General features: G+C 62.3%; 20 protein-coding genes. 16 read left to right on the top strand and 4 right to left on the bottom strand.

Going from position 1 to position 22,833, the window contains the following annotated elements:
* Nucleotides 1–73: 73 nt before the first annotated feature.
* Nucleotides 74–298: a DUF3717 domain-containing protein gene (locus VSR82_RS22055; RefSeq protein WP_013090979.1), complete on the top strand. Its 225-nt coding sequence runs from the start codon at nucleotides 74–76 to the stop codon at nucleotides 296–298.
* Between the two features lie 104 nt (nucleotides 299–402).
* Here VSR82_RS22055 and VSR82_RS22050 read toward each other — a convergent pair whose 3' ends face one another.
* Nucleotides 403–717 (bottom strand): 4a-hydroxytetrahydrobiopterin dehydratase, encoded by a 315-nt coding sequence (locus tag VSR82_RS22050; RefSeq protein WP_368584857.1) that lies wholly within the window; start codon nucleotides 715–717, stop codon nucleotides 403–405.
* Between the two features lie 96 nt (nucleotides 718–813).
* Entirely contained in the window at nucleotides 814–1,704 is an 891-nt protein-coding gene (gene phhA / locus VSR82_RS22045; protein ID WP_429461460.1) for a phenylalanine 4-monooxygenase, read from the bottom strand.
* 146 nt (nucleotides 1,705–1,850) lie between these two features.
* On the opposite strand from phhA, the gene VSR82_RS22040 reads away from it, so the two are divergent.
* Nucleotides 1,851–2,342 carry an Lrp/AsnC family transcriptional regulator gene (locus VSR82_RS22040; RefSeq protein ID WP_013090976.1) on the top strand — a complete coding sequence of 164 codons (492 nt, stop codon included), beginning with the start codon at nucleotides 1,851–1,853 and terminating at the stop codon, nucleotides 2,340–2,342.
* A gap of 86 nt (nucleotides 2,343–2,428) precedes the next feature.
* Here VSR82_RS22040 and VSR82_RS22035 read toward each other — a convergent pair whose 3' ends face one another.
* Both VSR82_RS22035 and VSR82_RS22030 read right to left on the bottom strand, forming a co-directional pair.
* A complete protein-coding gene (locus VSR82_RS22035; protein WP_429461456.1) occupies nucleotides 2,429–2,965 on the bottom strand; it encodes a class IV adenylate cyclase in 537 nt (178 codons plus the stop codon).
* Between the two features lie 242 nt (nucleotides 2,966–3,207).
* Nucleotides 3,208–4,107, bottom strand: coding sequence for a LysR family transcriptional regulator (locus VSR82_RS22030; protein ID WP_498858073.1), 900 nt, complete (start codon nucleotides 4,105–4,107; stop codon nucleotides 3,208–3,210).
* 145 nt (nucleotides 4,108–4,252) lie between these two features.
* Between VSR82_RS22030 and VSR82_RS22025 the strand changes: the two genes are divergently transcribed.
* The 14 genes from VSR82_RS22025 (at nucleotide 4,253) to rsmG (ending at nucleotide 22,780) form a co-directional block, all read left to right on the top strand.
* The gene (locus VSR82_RS22025; protein WP_429461452.1) at nucleotides 4,253–5,806 is read left to right on the top strand and encodes a CoA-acylating methylmalonate-semialdehyde dehydrogenase; all 1,554 of its coding nucleotides are present in this window, start codon (nucleotides 4,253–4,255) and stop codon (nucleotides 5,804–5,806) included.
* Nucleotides 5,807–5,945: 139 nt separating this feature from the next.
* On the top strand, nucleotides 5,946–7,661 hold the full coding sequence (locus tag VSR82_RS22020) for a GMC family oxidoreductase (protein ID WP_429461450.1): 1,716 nt from the start codon (nucleotides 5,946–5,948) through the stop codon (nucleotides 7,659–7,661).
* A 300-nt stretch (nucleotides 7,662–7,961) separates the two neighbouring features.
* Nucleotides 7,962–8,741 (top strand): ABC transporter ATP-binding protein, encoded by a 780-nt coding sequence (locus VSR82_RS22015; protein ID WP_018418872.1) that lies wholly within the window; start codon nucleotides 7,962–7,964, stop codon nucleotides 8,739–8,741.
* Nucleotides 8,738–9,496 carry an ABC transporter ATP-binding protein gene (locus VSR82_RS22010; protein ID WP_429461448.1) on the top strand — a complete coding sequence of 253 codons (759 nt, stop codon included), beginning with the start codon at nucleotides 8,738–8,740 and terminating at the stop codon, nucleotides 9,494–9,496. The genes VSR82_RS22015 and VSR82_RS22010 overlap by 4 nt, the downstream gene beginning before the upstream one ends.
* Nucleotides 9,497–9,559: 63 nt before the next feature.
* Nucleotides 9,560–10,774 carry an ABC transporter substrate-binding protein gene (locus VSR82_RS22005; protein WP_429461446.1) on the top strand — a complete coding sequence of 405 codons (1,215 nt, stop codon included), beginning with the start codon at nucleotides 9,560–9,562 and terminating at the stop codon, nucleotides 10,772–10,774.
* A gap of 191 nt (nucleotides 10,775–10,965) precedes the next feature.
* Complete coding sequence (locus VSR82_RS22000) at nucleotides 10,966–11,850, top strand: branched-chain amino acid ABC transporter permease (protein ID WP_368584865.1); 885 nt, start codon at nucleotides 10,966–10,968, stop codon at nucleotides 11,848–11,850.
* Nucleotides 11,850–12,821: a branched-chain amino acid ABC transporter permease gene (locus VSR82_RS21995; protein WP_429461444.1), complete on the top strand. Its 972-nt coding sequence runs from the start codon at nucleotides 11,850–11,852 to the stop codon at nucleotides 12,819–12,821. The genes VSR82_RS22000 and VSR82_RS21995 overlap by 1 nt, the downstream gene beginning before the upstream one ends.
* A 558-nt stretch (nucleotides 12,822–13,379) precedes the next feature.
* Nucleotides 13,380–14,546: an ABC transporter substrate-binding protein gene (locus tag VSR82_RS21990; protein WP_498858072.1), complete on the top strand. Its 1,167-nt coding sequence runs from the start codon at nucleotides 13,380–13,382 to the stop codon at nucleotides 14,544–14,546.
* A 417-nt stretch (nucleotides 14,547–14,963) separates the two neighbouring features.
* On the top strand, nucleotides 14,964–16,124 hold the full coding sequence (locus tag VSR82_RS21985; RefSeq protein ID WP_368584867.1) for an ABC transporter substrate-binding protein: 1,161 nt from the start codon (nucleotides 14,964–14,966) through the stop codon (nucleotides 16,122–16,124).
* 220 nt (nucleotides 16,125–16,344) lie between these two features.
* A complete protein-coding gene (locus tag VSR82_RS21980; RefSeq protein ID WP_368584868.1) occupies nucleotides 16,345–17,400 on the top strand; it encodes a branched-chain amino acid ABC transporter permease in 1,056 nt (351 codons plus the stop codon).
* A 4-nt stretch (nucleotides 17,401–17,404) separates the two neighbouring features.
* On the top strand, nucleotides 17,405–19,189 hold the full coding sequence (locus VSR82_RS21975) for a branched-chain amino acid ABC transporter ATP-binding protein/permease (protein WP_368584869.1): 1,785 nt from the start codon (nucleotides 17,405–17,407) through the stop codon (nucleotides 19,187–19,189).
* Complete coding sequence (locus tag VSR82_RS21970) at nucleotides 19,189–19,965, top strand: ABC transporter ATP-binding protein (protein ID WP_429461439.1); 777 nt, start codon at nucleotides 19,189–19,191, stop codon at nucleotides 19,963–19,965. The genes VSR82_RS21975 and VSR82_RS21970 overlap by 1 nt, the downstream gene beginning before the upstream one ends.
* A gap of 176 nt (nucleotides 19,966–20,141) precedes the next feature.
* Nucleotides 20,142–22,100, top strand: a complete 1,959-nt coding sequence (gene mnmG, locus VSR82_RS21965; RefSeq protein ID WP_498858071.1) for a tRNA uridine-5-carboxymethylaminomethyl(34) synthesis enzyme MnmG — start codon at nucleotides 20,142–20,144, stop codon at nucleotides 22,098–22,100.
* Complete coding sequence (gene rsmG, locus VSR82_RS21960; RefSeq protein ID WP_429461435.1) at nucleotides 22,097–22,780, top strand: 16S rRNA (guanine(527)-N(7))-methyltransferase RsmG; 684 nt, start codon at nucleotides 22,097–22,099, stop codon at nucleotides 22,778–22,780. The genes mnmG and rsmG overlap by 4 nt, the downstream gene beginning before the upstream one ends.
* The last annotated feature ends 53 nt before the right edge of the window (nucleotides 22,781–22,833 follow it).

Here is a 22,833-nt window from a genome sequence, read left to right as displayed (position 1 = left end):
CGACGCGGCGGCAGAGGCCCCGCGAAGCAGCTGTCGAGCCGACTCGAAGCGCCGTGCCAGTCATCACGAAGTCATGTCCGAGATCAGCATTCACGAACTGGAAGCCGCGATCAACTTCTGGCGCGCCCGCTCACCTTCGAGCGGCGACGAACACGTTCTGTGCAAGGAGGCAAGCGCGCTCTCCAAGCCGTATGCGCTGCTGATTGTACAGCGTCAGCAGTCGCTATCACTCGATCGTTTTGACCCGATTGCAAGGCAGGCCTGGGAAGCTTACGTTCAACTTAAGAATAGCCTGTAGAACTGAAGGTTTGCCCAGGGTATTGCCTGCATTGTCCTTTCATTGTGGACCGATTACGCGGCGAGTTGTATATAAACGCGCGTCAGGGCCCGTAATTATTTGTATTACGTAGTAACACTGTCGATGAATGTCGCAAGCGCGATGTCGCGTTCGGTCACGCCGTTCGCTTCATGGGTGGACAGCGTGATATCGACCTTGTTGTACACGTTGAACCACTCCGGGTGATGATCCATTTCCTGCGCCTTGATCGCCACGCGTGTCATGAAGCCGAACGCCTCGTTGAAGTCGGCGAATTCAAAGGTGCGGCGAATCGCGTCACGCTGCGCCACGCTTTCCCAGCGAGGCAGTTTCGCCAGTTGCTGGGTGCGCTCGGCGGAAGTCAGTTTCTGAATCATGGTGTTACCTCGTTGGTCGAACACGCTCGCCGGCGGGCGGGCGAAGCCGTTATTTTTCACGGTTGCGCAACGCTCGCCGCGCGCCGGGCGAGGGCGGGTCGGTCTAAGGCGGCTTGGCGTTCAAACGTCGCCGCTGGTTTGCCATCCCTCGCGGGTTCCGCGCGAGATCACGCGGTCGCCATCGAGTACGTCGCCCGCTGCGTAGGCCGGTGCATTGGCGAGCTTCGTCAGCAGCGGCGCGAAGTCGGTTTGTGCGACGCGGAACAGTTGCGCGAAGTCATCGATGACGAAGTAGGTTTGCTGGAATGTATCGATGCGGTAACGCGTGCTCAGCACGCGTTCCAGCGCGAAGCCAAGCCGGTTCGGCGCAGCGCTTTGCTGGCTGTATACCGTCTCGGCCTTGCTCGAGACGATGCCGGCACCGTAGATCTTCACGCCGTTCGGACTCGCGGCATCGCGGATCAGCCCGAACTCCACTGTGTACCAATAGAGCCGCGCGAGCAGCGGCAGTGCGCCCGCTTCGTTGGCAGCGAGCGCGGCGCGGCCGTACGCGTGCATGTAGTCAGCAAACACCGGGTTGATCAATAGCGGCACATGGCCGAACAGATCGTGAAAGCAGTCGGGCTCCTGCAGATAGTCGAGCTGGTCGGGGCGGCGCATCCACCACGTGACTGGGAAGCGGCGATTCGCCAGGTGCTCGAAAAACGCCTGATCCGGCACAAGGCCGGGCACGGCGACGATGCGCCAGCCGGTTGCCGGCGTGAGCGTCGCGTTGACGTCGTCGAAAGACGGCACGCGCTCGGACGGCAAGCCGATACGTTCGACGCCCGCGAGGAATTCATCGCAGGCACGGCCTTCGAGCAAGGCGGTTTGGCGCGCGTACAGCTGTTGCCAGACCGCATGGTCGACCGTGCCGTAGCGCTCGAGCGGCTGGTCGATCGTAAAGTCGGCGTGGGTCTCGAGACCTGCGTCGAACTGTTCTTTGAGTTTGGCGGTGCTGGCGGCGGACATGGCGAGCTTTAATAGAGGAAAGCGCAGCAAATCGATATATGCGAGTGTAGAGCGGAGCGGACGCGGAAGGGGCGCAAGATGGGCGTGAAAACGCAGGCCTATGCCATAATCGTGCATTAACTGGCCAATTGATGCGGGATATCACCATGCTTGAACTCGACCACTTCGATCTCGCACTGCTCGACGTGCTGCAGCGCTTTGGCCGTGCCACGCATCAGCAACTGGCAGAGCAGGTGCCGCTGTCGCCGTCGCAGATCGGGCGACGCCTGCAGCGGCTGGAACAGGTCGGCGTGGTGGATGGCTATCGCGTCGTGCTGCGGCCCGAAAAGCTCGGCCTCGGCGTCACCGCTTTCACGAGCCTGAAGCTGAAGCATCACGGCGATTCGATCATCGAGCAGTTTCAGCAGCAGATCGACGTGCTGCCCGAAGTGCTGGAATGTCACGCGGTCGTCGGCGATGCGGACTATCTGCTGCGCATCGTCGCGCCGGATCTGAATTACCTGTCGACTTTCGTGATGAAGAAGCTGATGCGCGTGCCGGGTGTCGATAGCGTGCGCTCGAATATCGTGCTGACCACGTTCAAACGCAACGGGCCGTTGCCGCTGGGGCATCTGGCGCCGGGGGCGGCACCGGTTTGAAGGTTTGAGGCGGTTGCCGGCGGTGTCGACCGGCAGGAAGAGGGAGCCGCGCGTGTCGCGCCGCGGCCCCTACAGAAACGCGATCTTTATGCTGCTCGCTTAGGCTCGTCGTCGGCATTCAGCAGATCGACATACGCGACCGGCACCAGATCCGCTTCGGATACGCCGAGGCTCTTGAACAGCGCTTCCGCTTCGGCGTGGCCGCCTTCGTCGTCGTCGTCCTGCGCGAGCACCACTTCGAGTTCGATGAAATCGCCGAGACCGTCGACGCGATCGAGATGAATCCGAGTGCGCCCGCTCAGATACACGTGACGCTCTTTCGAGACGATGCCGCGGGTGGTCAGCGCGGTCGCGAGCAGCGCATGCATCGCTTCGGGATTCGTGACCGGACTGCGCGTGTAGTACGACGCCTTCGGGCCGTCGCGGTCGTCGCGCTGGTAGAAGATCAACTCGGCTGGCGTGCCGTCGTCGAACTGGCGCAGCTTCAGGCGGCCGCGCGGCACGTCGTAGAAAAAGTCCTGCTGGCGAAAGATCAGCGGCGCGTCCGTCGCGAGCTGCGCGGCGCGCTCGCGAAGTTGGTCGAAATGCTGGGCGCGGGCTTTGATTTCGATGTTGCGTGCCATGTGGGCTCCTGTGAATGGGCGGAGTGATCGATGGATTCCGGGGCTGCTGCTGGTGTTGCCGGGGAGAAGCCGCGGGGAAGTACGAAGTCAGACGGAACGGAAAGCGATACGAGGGCGCTGCGCGAGCGCAAACCGACAATCTAGCAAAAACTCCGTGACGGAGTGCTTTCAGCCCGGGCGGTAGGTGGGAGAAGGAGGGGCATTAGCGGGACTCATATCGCAGCGCGTCAGATCGTCCTCGCTCAAATCGTCCACTGCTGTTCGATAAGCTTCAAGGCCGCCGCGATCGCCGGTTCGTCCTTGCGCTCGTCGAGCGTGATGAAGCTCAGCTGCGTCGGCACGGTGATGCCATCGACGATCGTCAGCGCGTGCGCATGCGCCTCGGCGATTGCGGTTGCGTCGCGCGCGAGCGTGAGACCGACGCCCGACTTGACCAGATCGAGCATCGACGGCTCCTGGTCAACTTCTGCCACCTTGACCGGTTTCACGCCCGCCTCGCCGAAACAGCGCGACAGCAGCCGGTTGTGCGCGGACGCCGGCGGCGTCCAGATCCACGGCAGCGCCGCGAGCGAGCGCCAGTCCCGCGCACCCTTCACGCGATCTTTCCAGCCCGCAGGAGCGAGCACGCGATACTGGAAGTGGGTGAGCGTGACCGCGTGAAACGTGGCGCCGTCGCGGGTGTCGTCGTCGGAGGGCAGGCCGATGTAATAGCCGACGTCGAGTTCGCCTGCGCGAATCTGTTCGCGCACCCAGCCCGACATGCCGTGGCGCAGCGCGGTTTCGATCTGCGGCCAGGTCTCGACGAGCTGCTTCAGGAAGCCGCCGAGACGCAAAAACTCGGGGTCGAGAATGGTGCCGATGCGCAGGCGCCCGCGCACTTCCTGGCGCAGCGATTGCGCCGCGCGCTGTACGTCGGCCGCCGCGCCCAGCGCGCGTTCAGCGTGCGGCAGCAGCGCCTGGCCGTCGCGCGTCAGCGCGAGCCCGTGGGAAGTCCGCGTGAACAGCGTCACGCCGAGCGTCTCCTGCAAGTGTTTGACTTGCAGGCTGACGGCGGGTTGGGTCAGGTGCAGCTGCACCGCGGCACGCGTGAGGTTGCCCTCGCGTGCGACGGTGACGAAAGCCCTAAGCAGAGTCAGATCCATATCCTGATATTAGCGCGGCTTATAGCGCAGTTGAGCATTACTCATTGGATTTGTCGCTCGTAGACGCCGTACGCTGAGCGTTGAGCATGCTTCGGCGCGCGGTATCGAGCGCGAAGCGGAAGATTTCACAGCAAAGAGGAACGAGATGAGCGAGACATATTCCGACGCAACCGCGCAGGACGACACCGCACGCAGCGCGGCGGGCGCACACGCGCTGAGCCATTTCATCAACGGCAAGACCGTCGAAGGCACGAGCGGGCGCTTCGGCGACGTCTTTAATCCGGCGCTCGGCAGCGTCAGCGCACGCGTGCCGCTCGCGAGCGTCGCCGAGGTGGACGCTGCTGTTGCCGCGGCCAGAGGCGCGTTTCCCGCCTGGAGCGAAACCGCGCCGATCAAGCGCGCGCGGGTGCTGTTCAAGTTCAAGGAACTGCTCGACCGCCATCACGACGAACTCGCGGAACTGATCACGCGCGAGCACGGCAAGGTGTTTTCCGACGCCAAAGGCGAAGTGATGCGCGGCATCGAGATCGTCGAATTCGCGTGCGGCATCCCGAATCTGCTGAAAACTGATTTCACCGATCAGATCGGCGGCGGCATCGACAACTGGAATCTGCGGCAGCCGCTCGGCGTGGTCGCCGGCATCACGCCGTTCAATTTCCCGATGATGGTGCCGTGCTGGATGTTCCCGGTCGCGCTCGCGTGCGGCAACACCTTCGTGCTCAAGCCGTCCGAACGCGATCCGTCCGCATCGATCCGGCTCGCCGAACTTCTCAAGGAAGCGGGCCTGCCGGACGGCGTGTTCAACGTCGTGCACGGCGACAAGGTCGCGGTGGATGCGCTGCTCGCGCATCCCGAGGTGAGCGCACTGTCGTTCGTCGGTTCGACCCCGATCGCCGAATACATCTACACGGAAGGCACGAAGCACGGCAAGCGCGTGCAGGCGTTGGGCGGGGCCAAGAATCACCTCGTCGTGATGCCCGACGCCGATCTCGATCAGGCCGTCGACGCACTGATCGGCGCCGCCTACGGTTCGGCCGGCGAGCGTTGCATGGCGATTTCGGTGGCGGTCGCGGTGGGTCATATCGCCGATGAGCTGATCGAGCGTCTGACGCCGCGCGTGAAGAACCTGAAGATCCTCAACGGCATGGAAGCGGCGGCCGAGATGGGGCCGCTCGTCACCGGCGCGCATCGCGACAAGGTGGTCGGCTATATCGACGCTGGCGTCGCCGCGGGCGCGAAGCTCGTCGTCGATGGACGCTCTCATCAGGTCGTGGGACACGAGAAGGGCTTCTTCCTCGGCGGCACGCTGTTCGACGACGTGTCGCCCGACATGAAGATCTACCGCGAGGAAATCTTCGGGCCGGTACTGTGCGTCGTGCGCGTGCCAGACTTTGCCTCGGCGGTCGAGCTGATCAACGCGAATCAGTTTGCGAACGGCGTGTCGCTGTTCACGTCCGACGGCGGCATCGCGCGCGCGTTTTCCCGGCAGATCGAGATCGGCATGGTCGGCATCAACGTGCCGATTCCGGTGCCGATGGCCTGGCATTCGTTCGGCGGCTGGAAGAAGTCGCTGTTCGGCGATCATCACGCGTACGGTGAGGAAGGCGTGCGGTTCTACACCCGCTACAAGAGCATCATGCAGCGTTGGCCCGACAGCATTGCGAAGGGCGCCGAATTCACGATGCCGGTCGCCAAATAAGCTGGCGGCTTTGCGCCGCGTCAAGTCGGCGAACGCGCGAACAAAAGAGTAAAAGCGAATAAAAGCGCGTCGCGGCGTAAGCGTGGAGGCGATCGAGCTTCCACGCCTGCGCTGCGAAAAATGCTTAGGAGACTGAACGATGGGTCATACCGACAGTACGCCTCGCGCCGCACGGCGGCTCGAAGGCGAGTTCGACTACATCATTGTCGGTGCGGGCACTGCGGGCTGCGTGCTGGCGAACCGGCTCACCGAAGATCCCGACATCCGCGTGCTGCTGCTGGAAGCCGGCGGGAAAGACGACTATCACTGGATTCATGTGCCGGTCGGCTACCTGTATTGCATCGGCAATCCGCGCACGGACTGGCTGTACAAGACTCAGGCAGAGCCGGGTCTGAACGGCCGCGCGCTGTCCTACCCACGCGGGCGTGTGCTCGGCGGGAGTTCGTCGATCAACGGCATGATCTATATGCGCGGTCAGCGTGAAGACTACGACGAATGGGCCCGTGTGACGAACGACAGCACGTGGTCATGGAACGCGGTGCTGCCGGTCTTCAGGCGCAGCGAGGATCATCACGGCGGCGCCAACGAAGCGCACGGGGCAGGCGGACCCTGGCGCGTCGAGAAGCAGCGGCTCAAATGGAAGATCCTCGAAGAGTTCGCGCAAGCCGCGCAGCAAACCGGCATTCCCGCCACCGACGATTTCAATCGCGGCGACAATACCGGCGTCGGCTACTTCGACGTCAACCAGAAGCGCGGCATTCGCTGGAATGCGTCGAAGGCGTTTTTGCGGCCCGCGTTGAAGCGGGGGAACCTCACGGTTATTACCGGTGCGCACACGCAGCGCGTCGTGTTCGACGGCCGCCGCTGCAGGGGAGTCGAATATCGTGGCGGCGACGTCGAGTATCTCGCCAAAGCGCGTTGCGAAGTGATCCTTTCGGCCGGCGCGGTCAACTCGCCGCAACTGCTCGAATTGTCCGGCGTCGGCAATGGTGCGCGTCTGCAGAATCTCGGCATCGAGATCGTTCAGGATCTGCGCGGCGTCGGCGAAAATCTGCAGGACCATCTGCAACTGCGCATGGCGTATCAGGTGCAGGGCGTGCGCACGTTGAATACGATGTCCGCGCACTGGTGGGGCAAGCTGATGATCGGCATGCAGTACGCGTTGTTTCAGAGCGGACCGATGTCGATGTCGCCGTCGCAACTCGGCGCGTTCGCGAAGTCCGATGCCGACGATCGCTCGCTGTCGCGACCCGATCTCGAGTATCACGTGCAGCCTTTGTCGCTCGACCGCTTTGGCGAACCGTTGCATCGCTTCAATGCGTTCACGGCGTCGGTGTGTCAGCTGCGCCCGACGTCGCGCGGCAGCATTCATATTGCGTCGGCCGATTCTTCCGCGCCACCGTTGATCGCGCCGAACTATCTGTCGACCGACTATGACCGCCACGTCGCCGCGAACGCGCTACGTCTGACGCGCCGCATCGTCGCGGCGCCCGCGCTCGCGCGCTATCAGCCGCGGGAGATTCTGCCGGGCCTGCAGTATCAGAGTGAAGAAGAATTGCAGCAGGCCGCGGGCGCGGTCGGCACGACGATCTTCCATCCGGTCGGCACCTGCCGCATGGGCACGACCGACGATCCCGCCGCGGTCGTCGACAACCGGCTACGGGTTATCGGAGTCGAGGGCTTGCGTGTCGTCGATGCATCGGTGATGCCCAACATCACGTCGGGCAACACCAATTCGCCGACGCTGATGATCGCAGAACGCGCGAGCGACATGATCCGCGAGGATCGTCGCGCGCGCGTGAGCGGCAGCATCGCAGCGCAAATGGGTGTGGCTGCGTCGATGTCGCCTGTGTGACATTCAACGGGCGATGGAAACTGAGCGGATCGGTCATGTTTTCCGCCGCATTCATGAAACATGCTAACCGCGTGCCAGGTGCGCACGGCGCGGGCCTCGTTCACTAAGTGCAAATCCCAATGAATGCGCTGCATCATTGGGGCGACAATGGCAGCCATGCTGCGTGCCGCGCCATGGATCACCGTCCGGATTGGTGCAGCACGCCAACGAGCGGCCAGGGGTGCCGCCAACATAACAAGTCGCGCAGAACTTCGCGCGGAAAGATCGTAGTGCTTCGCCTTACTCCGTATGGAAGGGAACATGATTCTCGGCGATACGATTCTCGAAACGCGCGGCCTCACCCGCGAGTTCAAAGGCTTTGTCGCCGTGAACGGCGTGAACCTGCGTGTGCGCCGTGGCTCGATCCATGCGCTGATCGGGCCCAATGGAGCGGGCAAGACCACCTGCTTCAATCTGCTCACCAAATTTCTTGAACCCACCGCGGGTCAGATCGTTTTCAACGGGGTCGATATCACCGGCGAACGTCCGGCGCAGATCGCGCGGCGCGGCATCATCCGTTCGTTCCAGATTTCCGCGGTATTTCCGCATCTGACGGCATTGCAGAACGTGCGCATCGGGTTGCAGCGCTCGCTCGGCACCGCGTTTCACTTCTGGAAGAGTGAGCGTACGCTGCGGCGTCTGAACGATCGCGCGATGGATCTGCTGACTCAGGTCGGCCTGACCGATTTCGCCGATGTGTTGACGGTCGAGCTCGCCTACGGCCGCAAGCGCGCGCTCGAAATCGCGACCACGCTCGCAATGGAGCCGGAACTGATGCTGCTCGACGAGCCGACGCAAGGCATGGGTCATGAGGACGTCGATCGCGTGACCGCGTTGATCAAAAAAGTATCGGCGGGCCGCACGATCCTGATGGTCGAACACAACATGAATGTGATCGCCGGTATCTCCGACACGATCACCGTGCTGCAACGGGGTGAAGTGCTCGCCGAGGGCAGCTACGCGGAAGTGTCGAAGAATCCGCTCGTGATGCAAGCCTACATGGGCAGCGCCGACGCGGCGCTCGCCGGAGCCCACGCATGAATACGACGGTCGAGCGCGAAGGCCTCGAAGCGAACGAAACAAAAAGCGGCGCGCCCGCGCTGGAAATCGCGGGACTGCAAGCCTGGTACGGGGAATCCCATATTCTGCACGGCGTCGATCTGTCGGTCGGCCGTGGCGAGGTCGTGACGCTGCTCGGGCGCAATGGCGCGGGCCGCACCACGACGCTGCGCGCAATCATGGGCCTGACGGGCCGCCGTACCGGCTCGATCCGGATCGGCGGACGCGAAACGATCGGCCTGCCCACGCATCGCATCGCGCATTGCGGCATCGGCTATTGCCCCGAAGAGCGCGGCATTTTTTCGAGCCTGTCGTGCGAGGAAAATCTGCTGCTGCCGCCGCCCGTTGGCGATAAGGCGCACATGATGTCGCTCGAGGAAATCTACGCGATGTTCCCGAATCTGCACGAGCGGCGCATGAGCCAGGGCACGCGGCTCTCGGGCGGCGAACAGCAGATGCTCGCGGTCGCGCGAATTCTGCGTACCGGCGCGAATCTGCTGCTGCTCGACGAAATCTCGGAAGGGCTCGCGCCCGTGATCGTGCAGGCGCTCGCGCGGATGATCATCACGTTGAAGGCGCGCGGCTACACGATCGTGATGGTCGAGCAGAACTTCCGCTTCGCCGCGCCGCTCGCGGATCGTTTCTATGTGATGGAGCACGGCATGATCGTCGAGCATTTCGGGGCTGGCGAGCTCGAAGGCAAGATGCCGGTGCTGCACGATTTACTGGGCGTATAGAGAAGGGACACACACGCGCCCGACTGCCTCTGATAACCACAAGCGAAGAACCAGGAGACATGCATGAAAAAGAATCCACTCGCGCGAATCGCCTCACTCTGTTTCGCGGTCGCCGCCGGCACCGCACTGACGCTGGGCAACGCGCAAGCGGCCGACGATGCCGTGAAGATCGGCTTCATCACGGATCTGTCGGGACTGTACGCGGATATCGACGGGCAGGGCGGTCTTGAAGCGATCCGGATGGCAGTCGCCGACTTCGGCGGCAAGGTCAACGGCAAGCCGATCACGGTGCTGTACGCGGATCACCAGAACAAGGCGGACATCGCGGCGTCGCGCGCTCGCGAATGGTTCGACCGCGATGGCGTCGACGTGGTGATCGGCGGCACCAACTCGGCGACCGCTCTGTCGACGAACACCGTCGCGGGCGAGAAGCACAAGGTCTACATCAACGTCGGCGCGGGCGCCGATACGCTGACCAACGAGCAATGCACGCCTTACACGATCCACTACGCATACGACACTACCGCGCTCGCAAACGGCACGGGCTCGGCGGTTACAAAGCAGGGTGGCAAGACGTGGTACTTCCTGACCGCCGACTACGCGTTCGGGAAGGCGCTCGAAAAAGCGACCTCGGACGTCGTGAAGGCGAATGGCGGTCAGGTGCTCGGCTCGGTGCGTCATCCGCTGTCGGCGTCGGACTTCTCGTCGTTCCTGTTGCAGGCGCAGGCGTCGAAGGCGCAGATCCTCGGCCTCGCGAATGCGGGCGGGGACACGATCAACTCGATCAAGGCCGCGAAGGAATTCGGCATCACGAAGACGATGAAGCTCGCTGCGCTGCTGATGTTCATCAATGACGTGCACAGCCTCGGTCTCGAAACGACGCAGGGTCTCGTGCTGACCGACAGCTGGTACTGGAACAAGGACGCCGACACCCGCAAGTGGTCGCAGCGCTACTTCGAGAAGATGAAGAAGATGCCGTCGAGCCTGCAGGCCGCCGATTACTCGGCCGCGATGAACTATCTGAAGGCGGTGCAGGCAGTCGGCTCGACCGATCCGGACAAGGTGATGGCGCAGCTGCGCAAGACCAAGATCGACGACTTCTACGCGAAGGGCTACATCCGTCAGGACGGCAGCATGATCCACGATATGTACCTGATGCAGGTGAAGACGCCGGCCGAATCTAAGGAGCCGTGGGACTACTACAAGATCATGGCGACGATTCCGGGCGATCAGGCGTTCACGACCAAGGCGCAGACTCGCTGCGCGCTGTGGAAGTAATAGCGGACGGGCGGGATGCGGTCGAGGACCGCGCAGACCTGAGAGAACCGCCGGCGCTGCAGCGATACGCGCTGGCGGGTAACCGTTTCAGATGCCGCACGCGATGGGCAGTGTCGCCGCTCGCCGCGTGCCGGCCGGATCGTGCGTTACCGATCTCACCTTGACGATGGCTTGAAGGGCTAAGGGCTTCAATGGACATCTTTGGCGTTCCGCTGCCGGCGATGCTGAGCCAGCTTCTGCTCGGGCTCGTGAACGGCTCGTTCTACGCGATTCTGAGCCTCGGGCTGGCTGTGATTTTTGGCCTGCTCAACGTGATTAACTTCGCGCATGGCGCACTATTCATGCTCGGCGCGATGCTCGCGTGGATGGGGCTTTCGTATTTCAATTTGCCGTACTGGGTGATGCTCGTGCTCGCGCCGCTGATCGTCGGACTCGTCGGCGTCGCGATCGAGCGGTCGATGCTGCGCTGGCTTTACAAGCTCGATCATCTGTATGGCCTGTTGCTGACGTTCGGCCTCACGCTCGTGATCGAAGGCGTGTTCCATTCGATCTACGGCTCGTCGGGCCAGCCGTACGACGTGCCGTCGGCGCTGTCGGGCGCGACCAATCTCGGCTTCATGTATCTGCCGAACTATCGCGCGTGGGTGGTCGTCGCGTCGCTGATCGTGTGCTTCGTGACATGGTTCGTGATCGAGAAGACACGGCTTGGCGCGTATCTGCGAGCGGGTACCGAAAACCCGAAGCTCGTCGAGGCATTCGGCATCAACGTGCCGCTGATGATCACGCTGACCTACGGCTTCGGCGTCGCGCTCGCGGCGTTTGCCGGCGTGCTCGCCGCACCGGTGATTCAGGTCTCGCCGCTGATGGGCCAGCCGATGATCATCACTGTATTCGCGGTGGTCGTGATCGGCGGCATGGGCTCGATCATGGGCTCGATTCTGACCGGGCTGATGCTCGGCGTAATCGAAGGACTCACGCGTGTGTACTACCCCGAGGCGTCGGCGACCGTCGTCTTCGTGATCATGGCGCTCGTGTTGCTCGTGCGTCCGGCGGGTCTTTTCGGCAGGGAAAAATGATGCAGAGAAAAGTGCTCTACGGTCTGCTGCTGATCGTGCTGCTCGCGGTGCCGGTGCTCGGCATCTATCCGCTCTTCGTGATGAAGGTGCTGTGCTTCGCGCTGTTCGCGGCCGCCTTCAATCTGCTGATCGGCTATACGGGCTTGCTGTCCTTCGGCCATGCGATGTTTCTCGCGTCGGCCGGTTACGTGACCGGCTATGCGATGCAGACGCTCGGCTTTTCGCCTGAGCTCGGCGTGCTGAGCGGCACTGCGGCGGCGACGCTGCTTGGCCTCGTCGTCGGCTTCTTCGCGATTCGCCGTCAAGGCATCTACTTTGCGATGGTGACGCTCGCGCTCGCGCAGATGGTTTACTTCGTGTTCCTGCAGGCGCCGTTCACGCACGGCGAAGACGGTCTGCAAGGCGTGCCGCGCGGGAATCTGTTCGGTGTGTTGAGTCTGTCGTCGGATGTCGCGCTGTATTTCGTCGTGCTCGCGGTGATCGTCCTGGCATTCCTGCTGATCGTGCGGATCGTGCATTCGCCGTTCGGCCAGGTGCTCGTCGCGATCAAGGAAAACGAGCCGCGTGCGGTGTCGCTCGGCTATGATACCGACCGTTTCAAGCTGCTCGCCTTCATTCTGTCGGCCGGCATCGCGGGTCTCGCGGGTTCGCTGAAGGTACTCGTGCAAGGCTTCGAAACGCTGAGCGATGCCTATTGGACGATGTCCGGCCTCGTGATCCTTATGACGCTGGTGGGCGGCATGGGCACGTTGTTCGGGCCGCTGCTCGGCGCCGCACTGATCGTGTCGCTCGAAGACAGGCTCGGCGATATCGGCTCGGCGCTCGCGTCGATGACCGGCATCGACTGGTTCCGCTCGCTCGGCGAATCGGTGACGATCGTCACGGGGCTGATTTTCATCGCGTGTGTGCTGGCGTTCCGGCGCGGCATCGTCGGCGAGATCGTCGCGCGCGTGCGACCGTTACGGGCTTGAGATTGACTGTATGATGCCGGCCGGGAGGGCGCATGCTTGATGCAGTGCGATACGCGATTGCTTCGACGTCCGATGTAATCGCGGCTTGGGCTGAAGGTCCGGTGGATCGGGGACTGGAGCGAACCTGCGGCAAACCGTGTGACGAAATGCGCGCAGCGCGCCCCAATCCGGTGCCGCAGTGCACCACTAGGGTAATTGCTAGTTGTGACTGCAGGGGTGGTCGTTTAATCTTCATCCAGTTCTGATGCACCACGAATTTGCAGGTGGAGAACGAGGAGACAATTGAGGCACTAAGTGCCCAGAAGAAAGCGCTGTTGGATTGATATCCAACAGCGCTTTTTTATTTGTGTTTTTCGAATTTCTTGATGCGATCTCCTGCTTATTTCGCGCGGTATTTTTTATTCCTCGGCAGCCGCAGCAGCTAAACATCACAAGCCTTCGAAACGCTTGCAGCACGGCGCTTGCGTCCGCTAAACTCGCTATTCACCGACCACTGGGTTGGCAATTAAATCCGTGGATTTAATTGCAATTGAACAACGGGTTTAATAGAGGAGCAGGATGAAGTCGGCATTGCGTTGGATCAGCGCGGCATTGGTCGCCACAGGGGTTTCGGCTGCATGGAGCGGCCATGCATTTGCGGATGTGAAAATCGGCGTCACCGTGTCGGCAACAGGGCCGGCCGCATCGCTTGGTATTCCGGAAAAGAACACGATTGCGCTGCTGCCGAAGGAAGTAGCGGGCCAGAAGATCGACTACATCGTTCTCGACGACGCAACCGATTCCACTCAGGCGGTCAAGAACGCCCGCAAGCTCACTAGTGAAGACCACGTCGATGCATTGATCGGCTCGACCGTCGTGCCGAACTCGCTCGCCATGATCGACATTGCGTCAGAAACCTCCACGCCGATGATCTCCCTGGCCGCGGCTGCGGGCATCGTCGAACCGATGGACGCGAAGCGCGCATGGGTCTTCAAGACGCCGCAAAACGACATTCTGATGGCCACGGCGATCGCGCAGCACATGGCCAATCACGGCGTGAAAACGGTCGCGTTCATTGGTTTTTCCGACGCGTACGGCGAGAGCTGGTTCAAGGAATTCAGCAAGGCCGCTGACCTCGCGAAGATCAGGATCGTCGCGAATGAGCGCTTCGCGCGCAACGACGCGTCGGTCACGGGTCAGGTGCTGAAGATGATGTCGCAGAACCCGGACGCGGTGCTGATCGCCGGTGCGGGCACGCCGGCCGCATTGCCGCAGAAAACGCTGAAGGAGCGCGGCTACAAGGGCAAGTACTATCAGACGCACGGCGTCGCGAACAACGACTTCCTGCGCGTGTGCGGCAAGGATTGCGAAGGCACGTGGCTGCCCGCCGGCCCGCTACTGATCGCCGAGCAACTACCCGAGACGAATCCGGTGAAGAAGAGCGCGCTCGCGTACAAGCATGCATATGAAACGGCGTACGGCGCGGGTTCGGTGTCGACGTTCGGCGGTCATGCGTGGGACGCGGGTTTGCTGCTGCAGCGTGCGATCCCGCTCGCGTTGAAGAAGGGTCAACCAGGCACGCTGGCATTCCGCGACGCGCTGCGTGCCGCAGTCGAAGGCACGAAAGATTTGCCCGCGTCACACGGCATCTTCAACATGAGCGCGAACGACCACGCCGGTCTCGATCAGCGGGCGCGCGTGATGGTGCAGATCGTCGACGGCAAGTGGAAGCTCGCCGGCGACTGAGCGAAGGCTCTGCGCCACGGGACCTCATCGAAAAGACGCGTGCAGTTGACGCGTCTTTTTTATTACCCGGGCCAGGTGTCTGCAGCGCGCAAAAGTGTGGTTTCGGTGCTTCAGGACAAACCCGCATTTAGCAAACGCTCTCTTGACCGTCGATAATGCAGAACGCAAGCTACTAACATATTAGTGGTTTGTGAAGGTCCGGTTGGAAATAAAGCCGCGGCAAACAAACGCGGCGTACGACGCGAATGCGCACTCGCGCGACGCGAGAGGAGCGGTAGCCGACAAAGCGGGGAAGGTGTGCGCGCCGAGCAGGGAAAACCATGCTTGGCACACCTGAACTCGCTCACTAGATTCAGACACCCGGCCATGCAAGCCGGTTTATAGATAGGCGCTTTTGAAGGCGTTTGGAGACTCGCAATGAAAAAGACAAGGCATTGGGTACGCACCGGCATCGCGATGGCGCTGATGTGCGGCGCGGGGGCGGCATTCGCGCAGGTGAAGATCGGCGTCACGTTGTCGACGACGGGGCCGGCAGCGTCGCTCGGAATTCCTGAGAAGAACACGATCGCGTTGTTGCCGAAGGAGATCGGTGGCAAGAGCGTGCAGTACATCATCCTCGACGACGGTTCGGACACCAGCAAGGCCGTGCAGAACACGCGCAAGCTGATCGACGAAGACCACGTCGACGCGATCATCGGCTCGACCGTCACGCCGAATTCGCTCGCGATGCTCGATCCGGCTGCTGAGGGCAAGACGCCGGTGATCTCGCTCGCGGCGTCGGCAGCGATCATTCAGCCGATGGATGCGAAGCGCGCATGGGCGTTCAAACCGCCTCAGAACGACAGCCTGATGGCCGACGCGATCGCCGATTACATGCAGCACCACGGCGTGAAGACGGTCGGCTTCATCGGTTTCTCGGACGCCTATGGCGACAGCTGGAATACGACGTTCGATGCCGTGGCTAAAGCGCACAACCTGAAGATCGTGTCGAACGAGCGCTTTAACCGCACCGACGCTTCGGTGACGGGCCAGGTGCTGAAGACAATGGGCGCGAATCCCGACGCGGTGCTGATCGCGGGCTCGGGCACGCCGTCGGCGCTGCCGGCCAAGACGCTCAAGGAGCGTGGCTACAAGGGCAAGATCTATCAGACGCACGGGGTCGCGAACAACGACTTCCTGCGGGTATGCGGCAAGGATTGCGAAGGCGAACTGCTGCCGGCTGGTCCGATCCTCGTCGTCGATCAATTGCCGGATTCGAACCCGGTGAAGAAGTCGTCGGAAGCCTATAAGAACGCCTATGAGAAGGCTTATGGCGTGGGTTCGGTGGCGACCTTCGGCGGTCACGCATGGGATGCCGGCCAGATGTTGCAGGCTGCGATTCCGGTCGCGCTGAAGACCGCACAGCCAGGCACGCCCGAGTTCCGCGTGGCGCTGCGCAACGCGCTCGAAAACATCAAGGAACTGCCGGTGTCGCACGGCATCATGAACACCACCGCGAACGACCACAACGGCCTCGACCAACGCGCGCGCGTCATCGTGCAGATCGTCGACGGCAAGTGGAAGCTGCAGAACGACTAAGACGATCTACAAAAACAACTAGCGGTACGCGCCTCTCGCGCAAACTGCGGCGTATGACGCCGCATTGCCATTGTGTTCGACGAGAATGGCATCGACCGCCGCGCCGTGACCCGGCGCGGCGGTCGTCTTTTCAGACATTGCTGATCGATGGCCGGCTACGCGCCGCGCCGTCACGACTGTTTCCCGGTTTTTCGATTTCGACGCTTCAGGACGAGGAAGTATGGATCTATCAATTGCGGCGATCCTCGCGCAAGACGGCATCACGACCGGCGCGATCTACGCGCTGCTCGCGCTTGCGCTGGTGCTGGTGTTCTCCGTCACGCGGGTGATCTTCATCCCGCAAGGAGAGTTCGTTTCGTACGGCGCGTTGACGCTCGCCGCACTGCAGACGCAGAAGTTTCCTGCCACGTGCTGGCTGTTGATGGCGATGGGCGCAGCATGCTTCGTCGTCGAGACGGTGGCCGTTTTGCGGCATGCCGAGCGGCGTCGTCATGCGGCGCGCACGCTGCCTGTGCTGGCAGGGAAGTATCTGCTGTTTCCGATCGCGGTCTACGCGCTCACGCGCGGCATTTTTTTGCAGCCGCTGCCGATGATCGTGCAGATCGCGCTGACACTGCTGATCGTGATTCCGATGGGTCCGTTCGTTTATCGCCTTGCCTATGAGCCGATCGCGGAGGCGGCCACGCTGCTGCTGCTGATCGTCGCGGTGGCCGTGCATTTCGCGATGGTCGGTCTCGGCCTCGTGATGTTCGGCGCCGAAGGCTCACGCACCAACGCGTTTTCCGATGCGACATTCAACGTGGGCACGTTGTCGATCTCCGGACAGAGCCTGTGGGTGATCGGCACCGCGGTCGTGCTGATCGGTGCGCTGTATCTGTATTTCGATCGCTCGATCTCGGGCAAGGCGCTGCGCGCGACGTCCGTGAACCGGGTCGGCGCACGGCTCGTCGGCATCGGCACGACGCAGGCGGGACGCCTCGCGTTCACGCTTGCAGCGGGCCTCGGCGCGCTGTGCGGCATCCTCGTCGCGCCGCTCACGACGATCTACTACGACTCGGGCTTTCTGATCGGTTTGAAGGGCTTCGTGGGCGCGATCATCGGCGGTCTGGTCAGCTATCCGCTCGCGGCGGCCGGCTCGATTCTGGTCGGTCTGCTGGAGTCGTATTCGTCGTTCTGGGCCAGTGCTTACAAGGAAGTGATCGTGTTCACGCTGATCATCCCGGTGCTGCTGTGGCGCAGTCTTGCGAGCCCGCATGCCGAAGAGGAAGAGGAGTGACACGATGAAACGGATCATGCAAAAGAAGTTCTTCTGGTTGTTCCTCGTGGTGCTGTTCGCTTTGCCGGTTCTGCCGCATCCGATTCATGTGCCGGAGTACTGGGTCACGCTGCTGAACTACATCGGTCTCTATTCGATCGTTGCGATCGGCCTCGTGCTGTTGACCGGTATCGGCGGCATGACGAGCTTCGGGCAGGCCGCGTTCGTCGGCATCGGCGCTTATGCAACGGCGTATCTGACGACGAACTTCGGCGTGTCGCCGTGGCTCGCACTGATCGCCGGCGTAATCGTGACAGCGCTGATCGCGCTGATGCTCGGTCTGGTGACGATGCGCCTGTCCGGCCACTTCCTGCCGCTCGGCACGATCGCGTGGGGGCTCGCGCTGTTCTACCTGTTCGGCAATCTGGAAATGCTCGGCAAGTACGACGGCATCAACGGCATCCCGGTGCTGAATGTTTTTGGGATCAACCTCGAGTCCGGCCGCCATATCTACTACCTGATCTGGGTGGTCGTGCTCGGGGCGGTCGTTTCTGTTCAGAATCTGCTTAATAGCCGTCCGGGTCGCGCAATTCGTGCGCTGCGGGGCGGCGGGCTGATGGCGGAGGCAATGGGCGTCAACACCGGCTGGATGCGCGTCGTGATCTTCGTCTATGCGGCGGTGCTGGCGTCGGTGTCGGGCTTTCTGTACGCGCACCTGCAGCGCGCGGTGAATCCGACGCCGTTCGGGCTGAATCACGGCATCGAGTTTCTGTTCATGGCGGTGGTGGGCGGCGTCTCGCACGTGTGGGGCGCGGTGCTCGGCGCGGCGATCCTGACGGTGCTGCAGGATTATCTGCAGACGCTGCTGCCGAAACTGCTCGGCGAGAATGGCAACTTCGAAGTGATCGTGTTCGGCATCATCATGGTGCTGTTGCTGCAGTATGCGCGGCAGGGCGTCTGGCCGTTCGTCGCGCGCTTCTTCCCGCGGGGCCCGCGGGCGCATCTCGCGGATCACGCGGACCCTCTGCCGCAGCGGAACAAGCCGCAAGCCGGCGAAGACCTCCTGACGGTGAACAAGGCACGCAAGCAGTTCGGCGGCCTCGTTGCGGTGAACGATGTGAGCTTCGAAGTCAAAGCGGGGCAGATCATCGGGCTGATCGGACCGAACGGCGCGGGTAAGTCGACCACGTTCAATCTGGTGACCGGCGTGCTGCAGGCGACGAGCGGCGAGATCACGTTCCGCGGCGAGCGCATCGATGCGCTCAGTTCACGTGAAATCGTCAAGCGTGGTATCGGCCGGACCTTCCAGCATGTAAAGCTGCTGCCGGGTATGACCGTGCTCGAGAACGTCGCAATTGGCGCGCATCTGCGTGGCCATGCGGGTGTGTGGCGCAGTGTCGTGCGGTTGAACAGCTCGGAAGAGGCGCGGTTGATGGCCGAAGCCGCTCGGCAGATTCGGCGGGTCGGCCTCGAACAGCATATGTATGACGAAGCGGGCAGCCTCGCGCTGGGTCAACAGCGGATTCTCGAAATTGCACGCGCGCTGTGTTGCGATCCGACTCTGCTATTGCTCGACGAACCGGCCGCTGGTCTGCGCTATCAGGAAAAGCTGCAGCTCGCCGATCTGCTGCGCAAGCTGAAGGCGGAAGGGATGAGTGTGCTGCTCGTCGAGCACGACATGGATTTCGTGATGAATCTGACGGACCGGCTCGTAGTGATGGAGTTTGGCACGCGAATCGCTGAAGGCCTGCCGCAAGAAGTGCAGCAGGATCCGGCGGTGCTCGAAGCGTATCTGGGTGGGGTGGAATGATGGACAACACGACAACGACCGGCGTGGCGGCAGCGGGACCGATTCTCGAAGTGGACCGTCTGTCGGTCCGTTACGGCAAGGTCGAGGCGCTGCACAATGCGGCGATCAAGGTGCGGGCGGGGCAGATCGTCTCCGTGATCGGTCCGAACGGAGCGGGGAAGTCGACGCTGCTGAATGCGACCATGGGCGCGCTGCCGACGTCTGGTCATGCGAAAGGCGCGGTTTTCTATCAGGGAGAGGACGTCAGCGCGATACCGGTGGAAAGGCGGGTCGCACTTGGTATGTGCCTGGTGCCGGAAAAGCGCGAGTTGTTCGCGTCGATGAGCGTTGAGGACAATCTCCTGCTTGGCGCCTACCGACGCAAGCGGGCAGGGGAGCGCAACTTTCTCGATCAACTGGAACCGGTGTTCGAACTGTTCCCGCGGCTGAAGGAGCGGCGCAAACAGGCGGCGGGCACGCTTTCGGGCGGCGAACGGCAGATGCTCGCGGTCGGCCGCGCGCTGATGGGCAAGCCCGATCTGCTGATGCTGGACGAGCCGAGCCTCGGTCTTGCGCCGTTGATCGTGAAGGAAATCTTCCACATCATCAGCGCGTTGCGGCAGACGGGCGTCGCGACGCTGCTGATCGAGCAGAATGCGCGGGCTGCGTTGCAAATCTCGGACTACGGCTACGTGCTGGAAACCGGAGAGCTGGCGCTGGAAGGGCCGGCGACCGACCTCGCGCAAAATCCTCGGGTGATCGAAACCTATCTCGGCTTGGCTAAAAAAGTCGCATAAGCGCGCACCGTTTTCGGCGATCGCTGTCTTTCGAAGCGGTGTGTTTCACGTGAAACACACCGCTTTTTTCTTGTTTCACCATTCGGACGAAATTCGGGCCGAAACTTAACCCGTTATAATTCGCCCATACATTTTCCTTTGAAGGCTCACGCGACGATCTGGCGTGAGATCCCGCGATGCTTTTTCCCACAGAATTTGACGTAATCGTCGTCGGCGGCGGTCATGCCGGCACCGAAGCCGCTTTGGCGTCGGCGCGCATGGGCAATAAAACGCTGCTTTTGACCCATAACATCGAGACCCTCGGTCAGATGAGCTGCAATCCGTCGATTGGCGGCATCGGCAAAGGCCATCTGGTCAAGGAAGTCGATGCGCTTGGCGGCGCCATGGCGGCTGCCACCGACGAAAGCGGCATCCAGTTCCGCATCCTGAATTCGTCGAAAGGGCCGGCGGTGCGCGCGACGCGCGCTCAGGCCGACCGCGTGCTGTACAAGGCGGCGATCCGCCATCGCCTCGAGAATCAGCCGAATCTGTGGCTGTTCCAGCAGGCCGTCGACGATCTGATCGTCGAGGGCGACGGCGTAGTCGGCGCCGTCACGCAAGTCGGCATTCGTTTCCGGTCGCGCGCGGTGGTGCTTACGGCAGGCACGTTCCTCGACGGCAAGATTCACGTCGGCTTGAATAACTACACCGGCGGCCGCGCGGGGGACCCCGCCGCGGTCTCGCTGTCGGCTCGGCTGAAAGAGCTGAAGCTGCCGCAGGGCCGGCTGAAGACGGGTACGCCCCCGCGGATCGATGGCCGCACGATCGACTATTCGCAGCTCGAAGAGCAGCCGGGCGATCTGGACCCGGTGCCCGTGTTCTCGTTCCTCGGGCGGGTCGAGCAGCACCCACGCCAGGTGCCGTGCTGGGTCACGCATACGAATCAACGGACACATGACATCATTCGCGGCGGTCTCGACCGTTCGCCGATGTACACGGGCGTGATCGAGGGAGTGGGGCCGCGCTATTGTCCGTCGATCGAGGACAAGATTCACCGGTTTGCGTCGAAGGAATCGCATCAGATCTATCTCGAGCCCGAAGGTCTGACCACTAACGAGTTCTATCCCAACGGGATTTCCACGAGCCTGCCGTTCGACGTGCAGCTCGAACTGGTCCGATCGATGCGCGGTCTGGAGCATGCGCATATCCTGCGGCCCGGCTATGCGATCGAGTACGACTATTTCGATCCGCGTGGGCTGAAGGCATCGCTGGAAACGAAGGTGATCAGTGGCCTGTTCTTCGCGGGGCAGATCAACGGTACCACTGGCTACGAAGAGGCGGCAGCGCAGGGCGTTCTGGCCGGCATCAATGCCGGTCTGTTCGTGCAAGGCAAGGAAGCATGGTGCCCGCGTCGCGACCAGGCTTACCTCGGCGTGCTCGTCGACGATCTGGTCACGCGCGGGGTGTCCGAGCCGTACCGGATGTTTACTAGCCGTGCGGAGTACCGTCTGAGCTTGCGCGAAGACAATGCGGACATGCGGCTGACGGAGATCGGGCGCGAACTGGGTGTGGTCGATGACACCCGCTGGGACGCCTTCAGTCGCAAACGTGACGCTGTTTCACGTGAAACACAGCGCTTGCGTTCAACGTGGGTCAATCCTAAGACGTTGCCTGCGGAAGAAGCGACCGCATTGCTCGGCAAGCCCATTGATCACGAATACAGTCTCGCGGACCTGCTGCGTCGTCCGGGTGTCAGCTACGACGGCGTCTGCGCGCTGCGTGACGGCACTTGTGGCGCGCCCCAAGCACTGGCGGAAGACCCGGTGCTGCTCGCGCAGATCAAGGAACAGATCGAAATCGGCGTCAAATATCAGGGCTACATCGACCGACAGGCCGGCGAGATTGAACGCAACGAGGCCCAAGAGAACACCCGTCTGCCAGAAGGGCTGGACTATACCGAGGTGCGTGGACTGTCGTTCGAAGCTCGCCAGAAGTTGATGCAGTTCCGGCCGGAGACGATCGGCCAGGCGTCGCGTATTTCGGGCATCACGCCTGCCGCGATCTCGCTGTTGATGGTCCATCTGAAGCGCGGCCTCGGGCGTCGCGCGTCGAAACCCGCCGAACCCGGCGCCGACAGCACGCCGGTGGTGCAATGACGGCAGCGCAAAGGGGAAGCGATCAGCAGGCGTTGGTATCATTGCTGGCGGACGGCGTCCGTGAACTCGGGCTCGAACTCAGCGACGCGCAGCAGCGCAAGCTACTCGATTACGTCGCGCTGCTCGCGAAGTGGAACAACGTCTACAACCTGACGGCAATCCGCGATCCACGGCAGATGCTGATTCAGCACATCCTCGATTCGCTGTCGATCGTGCCGCACCTGGCGCCGCGTGGACCGTCGTCGGTGCTCGACGTGGGCTCGGGCGGGGGCATGCCGGGCATCTTGCTCGCGATCGTGCTGCCCGATTGGACCGTCACGACGAACGACATCGTCCATAAGAAGACGGCATTTCAAGCGCAGGCGAAGGCCGAACTGGGTCTCGCGAACCTGTCGGTCGTGACCGGCCGGGTGGAGACGCTGCAGCCTGGCGCCGAAGTACCGGCAAAGTTCGACGTAATCGTCTCGCGCGCATTCGCAGACCTCACGGATTTCGTTACACTGGCCCGTCATCTGGTTGCGGAGCAGGGCGCGATCTGGGCGATGAAGGGCGTGCGACCGGATGCCGAAATCGCGCGTCTACCAGCGGGTGCCCACGTGGAACAGATCATCCGGCTGAATGTGCCGTTGCTCGACGCCGAGCGGCATGTGATCGAGGTGCGAGTGGACACCGAAAGCTAACGGCCGTCGCGGCCTCTAAGCAATCTCAACGATTTTCACTTCATCCAAGCAGC

The organism is Burkholderia sp. JPY481 (assembly GCF_038900515.1).
In the GTDB taxonomy this organism is placed as follows: domain Bacteria; phylum Pseudomonadota; class Gammaproteobacteria; order Burkholderiales; family Burkholderiaceae; genus Paraburkholderia; species Paraburkholderia youngii.
The sequence above is the reverse complement of the archived record's forward strand: the minus strand, read 5'-3'. Positions and strand labels throughout refer to the sequence as shown.

Bases quoted from the DNA above. Each gene is read 5' to 3' on its own strand.
- VSR82_RS22055 (WP_013090979.1), top strand. From the start codon at position 74: ATGTCCGAGATCAGCATTCACGAACTGGAAGCCGCGATCAACTTCTGG.
- phhA (WP_429461460.1), bottom strand. From the start codon at position 1,704: ATGTCCGCCGCCAGCACCGCCAAACTCAAAGAACAGTTCGACGCAGGT.
- VSR82_RS22040 (WP_013090976.1), top strand. From the start codon at position 1,851: ATGCTTGAACTCGACCACTTCGATCTCGCACTGCTCGACGTGCTGCAG.
- VSR82_RS22035 (WP_429461456.1), bottom strand. From the start codon at position 2,965: ATGGCACGCAACATCGAAATCAAAGCCCGCGCCCAGCATTTCGACCAA.
- VSR82_RS22030 (WP_498858073.1), bottom strand. From the start codon at position 4,107: ATGGATCTGACTCTGCTTAGGGCTTTCGTCACCGTCGCACGCGAGGGC.
- VSR82_RS22025 (WP_429461452.1), top strand. From the start codon at position 4,253: ATGAGCGAGACATATTCCGACGCAACCGCGCAGGACGACACCGCACGC.
- VSR82_RS22020 (WP_429461450.1), top strand. From the start codon at position 5,946: ATGGGTCATACCGACAGTACGCCTCGCGCCGCACGGCGGCTCGAAGGC.
- VSR82_RS22015 (WP_018418872.1), top strand. From the start codon at position 7,962: ATGATTCTCGGCGATACGATTCTCGAAACGCGCGGCCTCACCCGCGAG.
- VSR82_RS22010 (WP_429461448.1), top strand. From the start codon at position 8,738: ATGAATACGACGGTCGAGCGCGAAGGCCTCGAAGCGAACGAAACAAAA.
- VSR82_RS22005 (WP_429461446.1), top strand. From the start codon at position 9,560: ATGAAAAAGAATCCACTCGCGCGAATCGCCTCACTCTGTTTCGCGGTC.
- VSR82_RS22000 (WP_368584865.1), top strand. From the start codon at position 10,966: ATGGACATCTTTGGCGTTCCGCTGCCGGCGATGCTGAGCCAGCTTCTG.
- VSR82_RS21995 (WP_429461444.1), top strand. From the start codon at position 11,850: ATGCAGAGAAAAGTGCTCTACGGTCTGCTGCTGATCGTGCTGCTCGCG.
- VSR82_RS21990 (WP_498858072.1), top strand. From the start codon at position 13,380: ATGAAGTCGGCATTGCGTTGGATCAGCGCGGCATTGGTCGCCACAGGG.
- VSR82_RS21985 (WP_368584867.1), top strand. From the start codon at position 14,964: ATGAAAAAGACAAGGCATTGGGTACGCACCGGCATCGCGATGGCGCTG.
- VSR82_RS21980 (WP_368584868.1), top strand. From the start codon at position 16,345: ATGGATCTATCAATTGCGGCGATCCTCGCGCAAGACGGCATCACGACC.
- VSR82_RS21975 (WP_368584869.1), top strand. From the start codon at position 17,405: ATGAAACGGATCATGCAAAAGAAGTTCTTCTGGTTGTTCCTCGTGGTG.
- VSR82_RS21970 (WP_429461439.1), top strand. From the start codon at position 19,189: ATGGACAACACGACAACGACCGGCGTGGCGGCAGCGGGACCGATTCTC.
- mnmG (WP_498858071.1), top strand. From the start codon at position 20,142: ATGCTTTTTCCCACAGAATTTGACGTAATCGTCGTCGGCGGCGGTCAT.
- rsmG (WP_429461435.1), top strand. From the start codon at position 22,097: ATGACGGCAGCGCAAAGGGGAAGCGATCAGCAGGCGTTGGTATCATTG.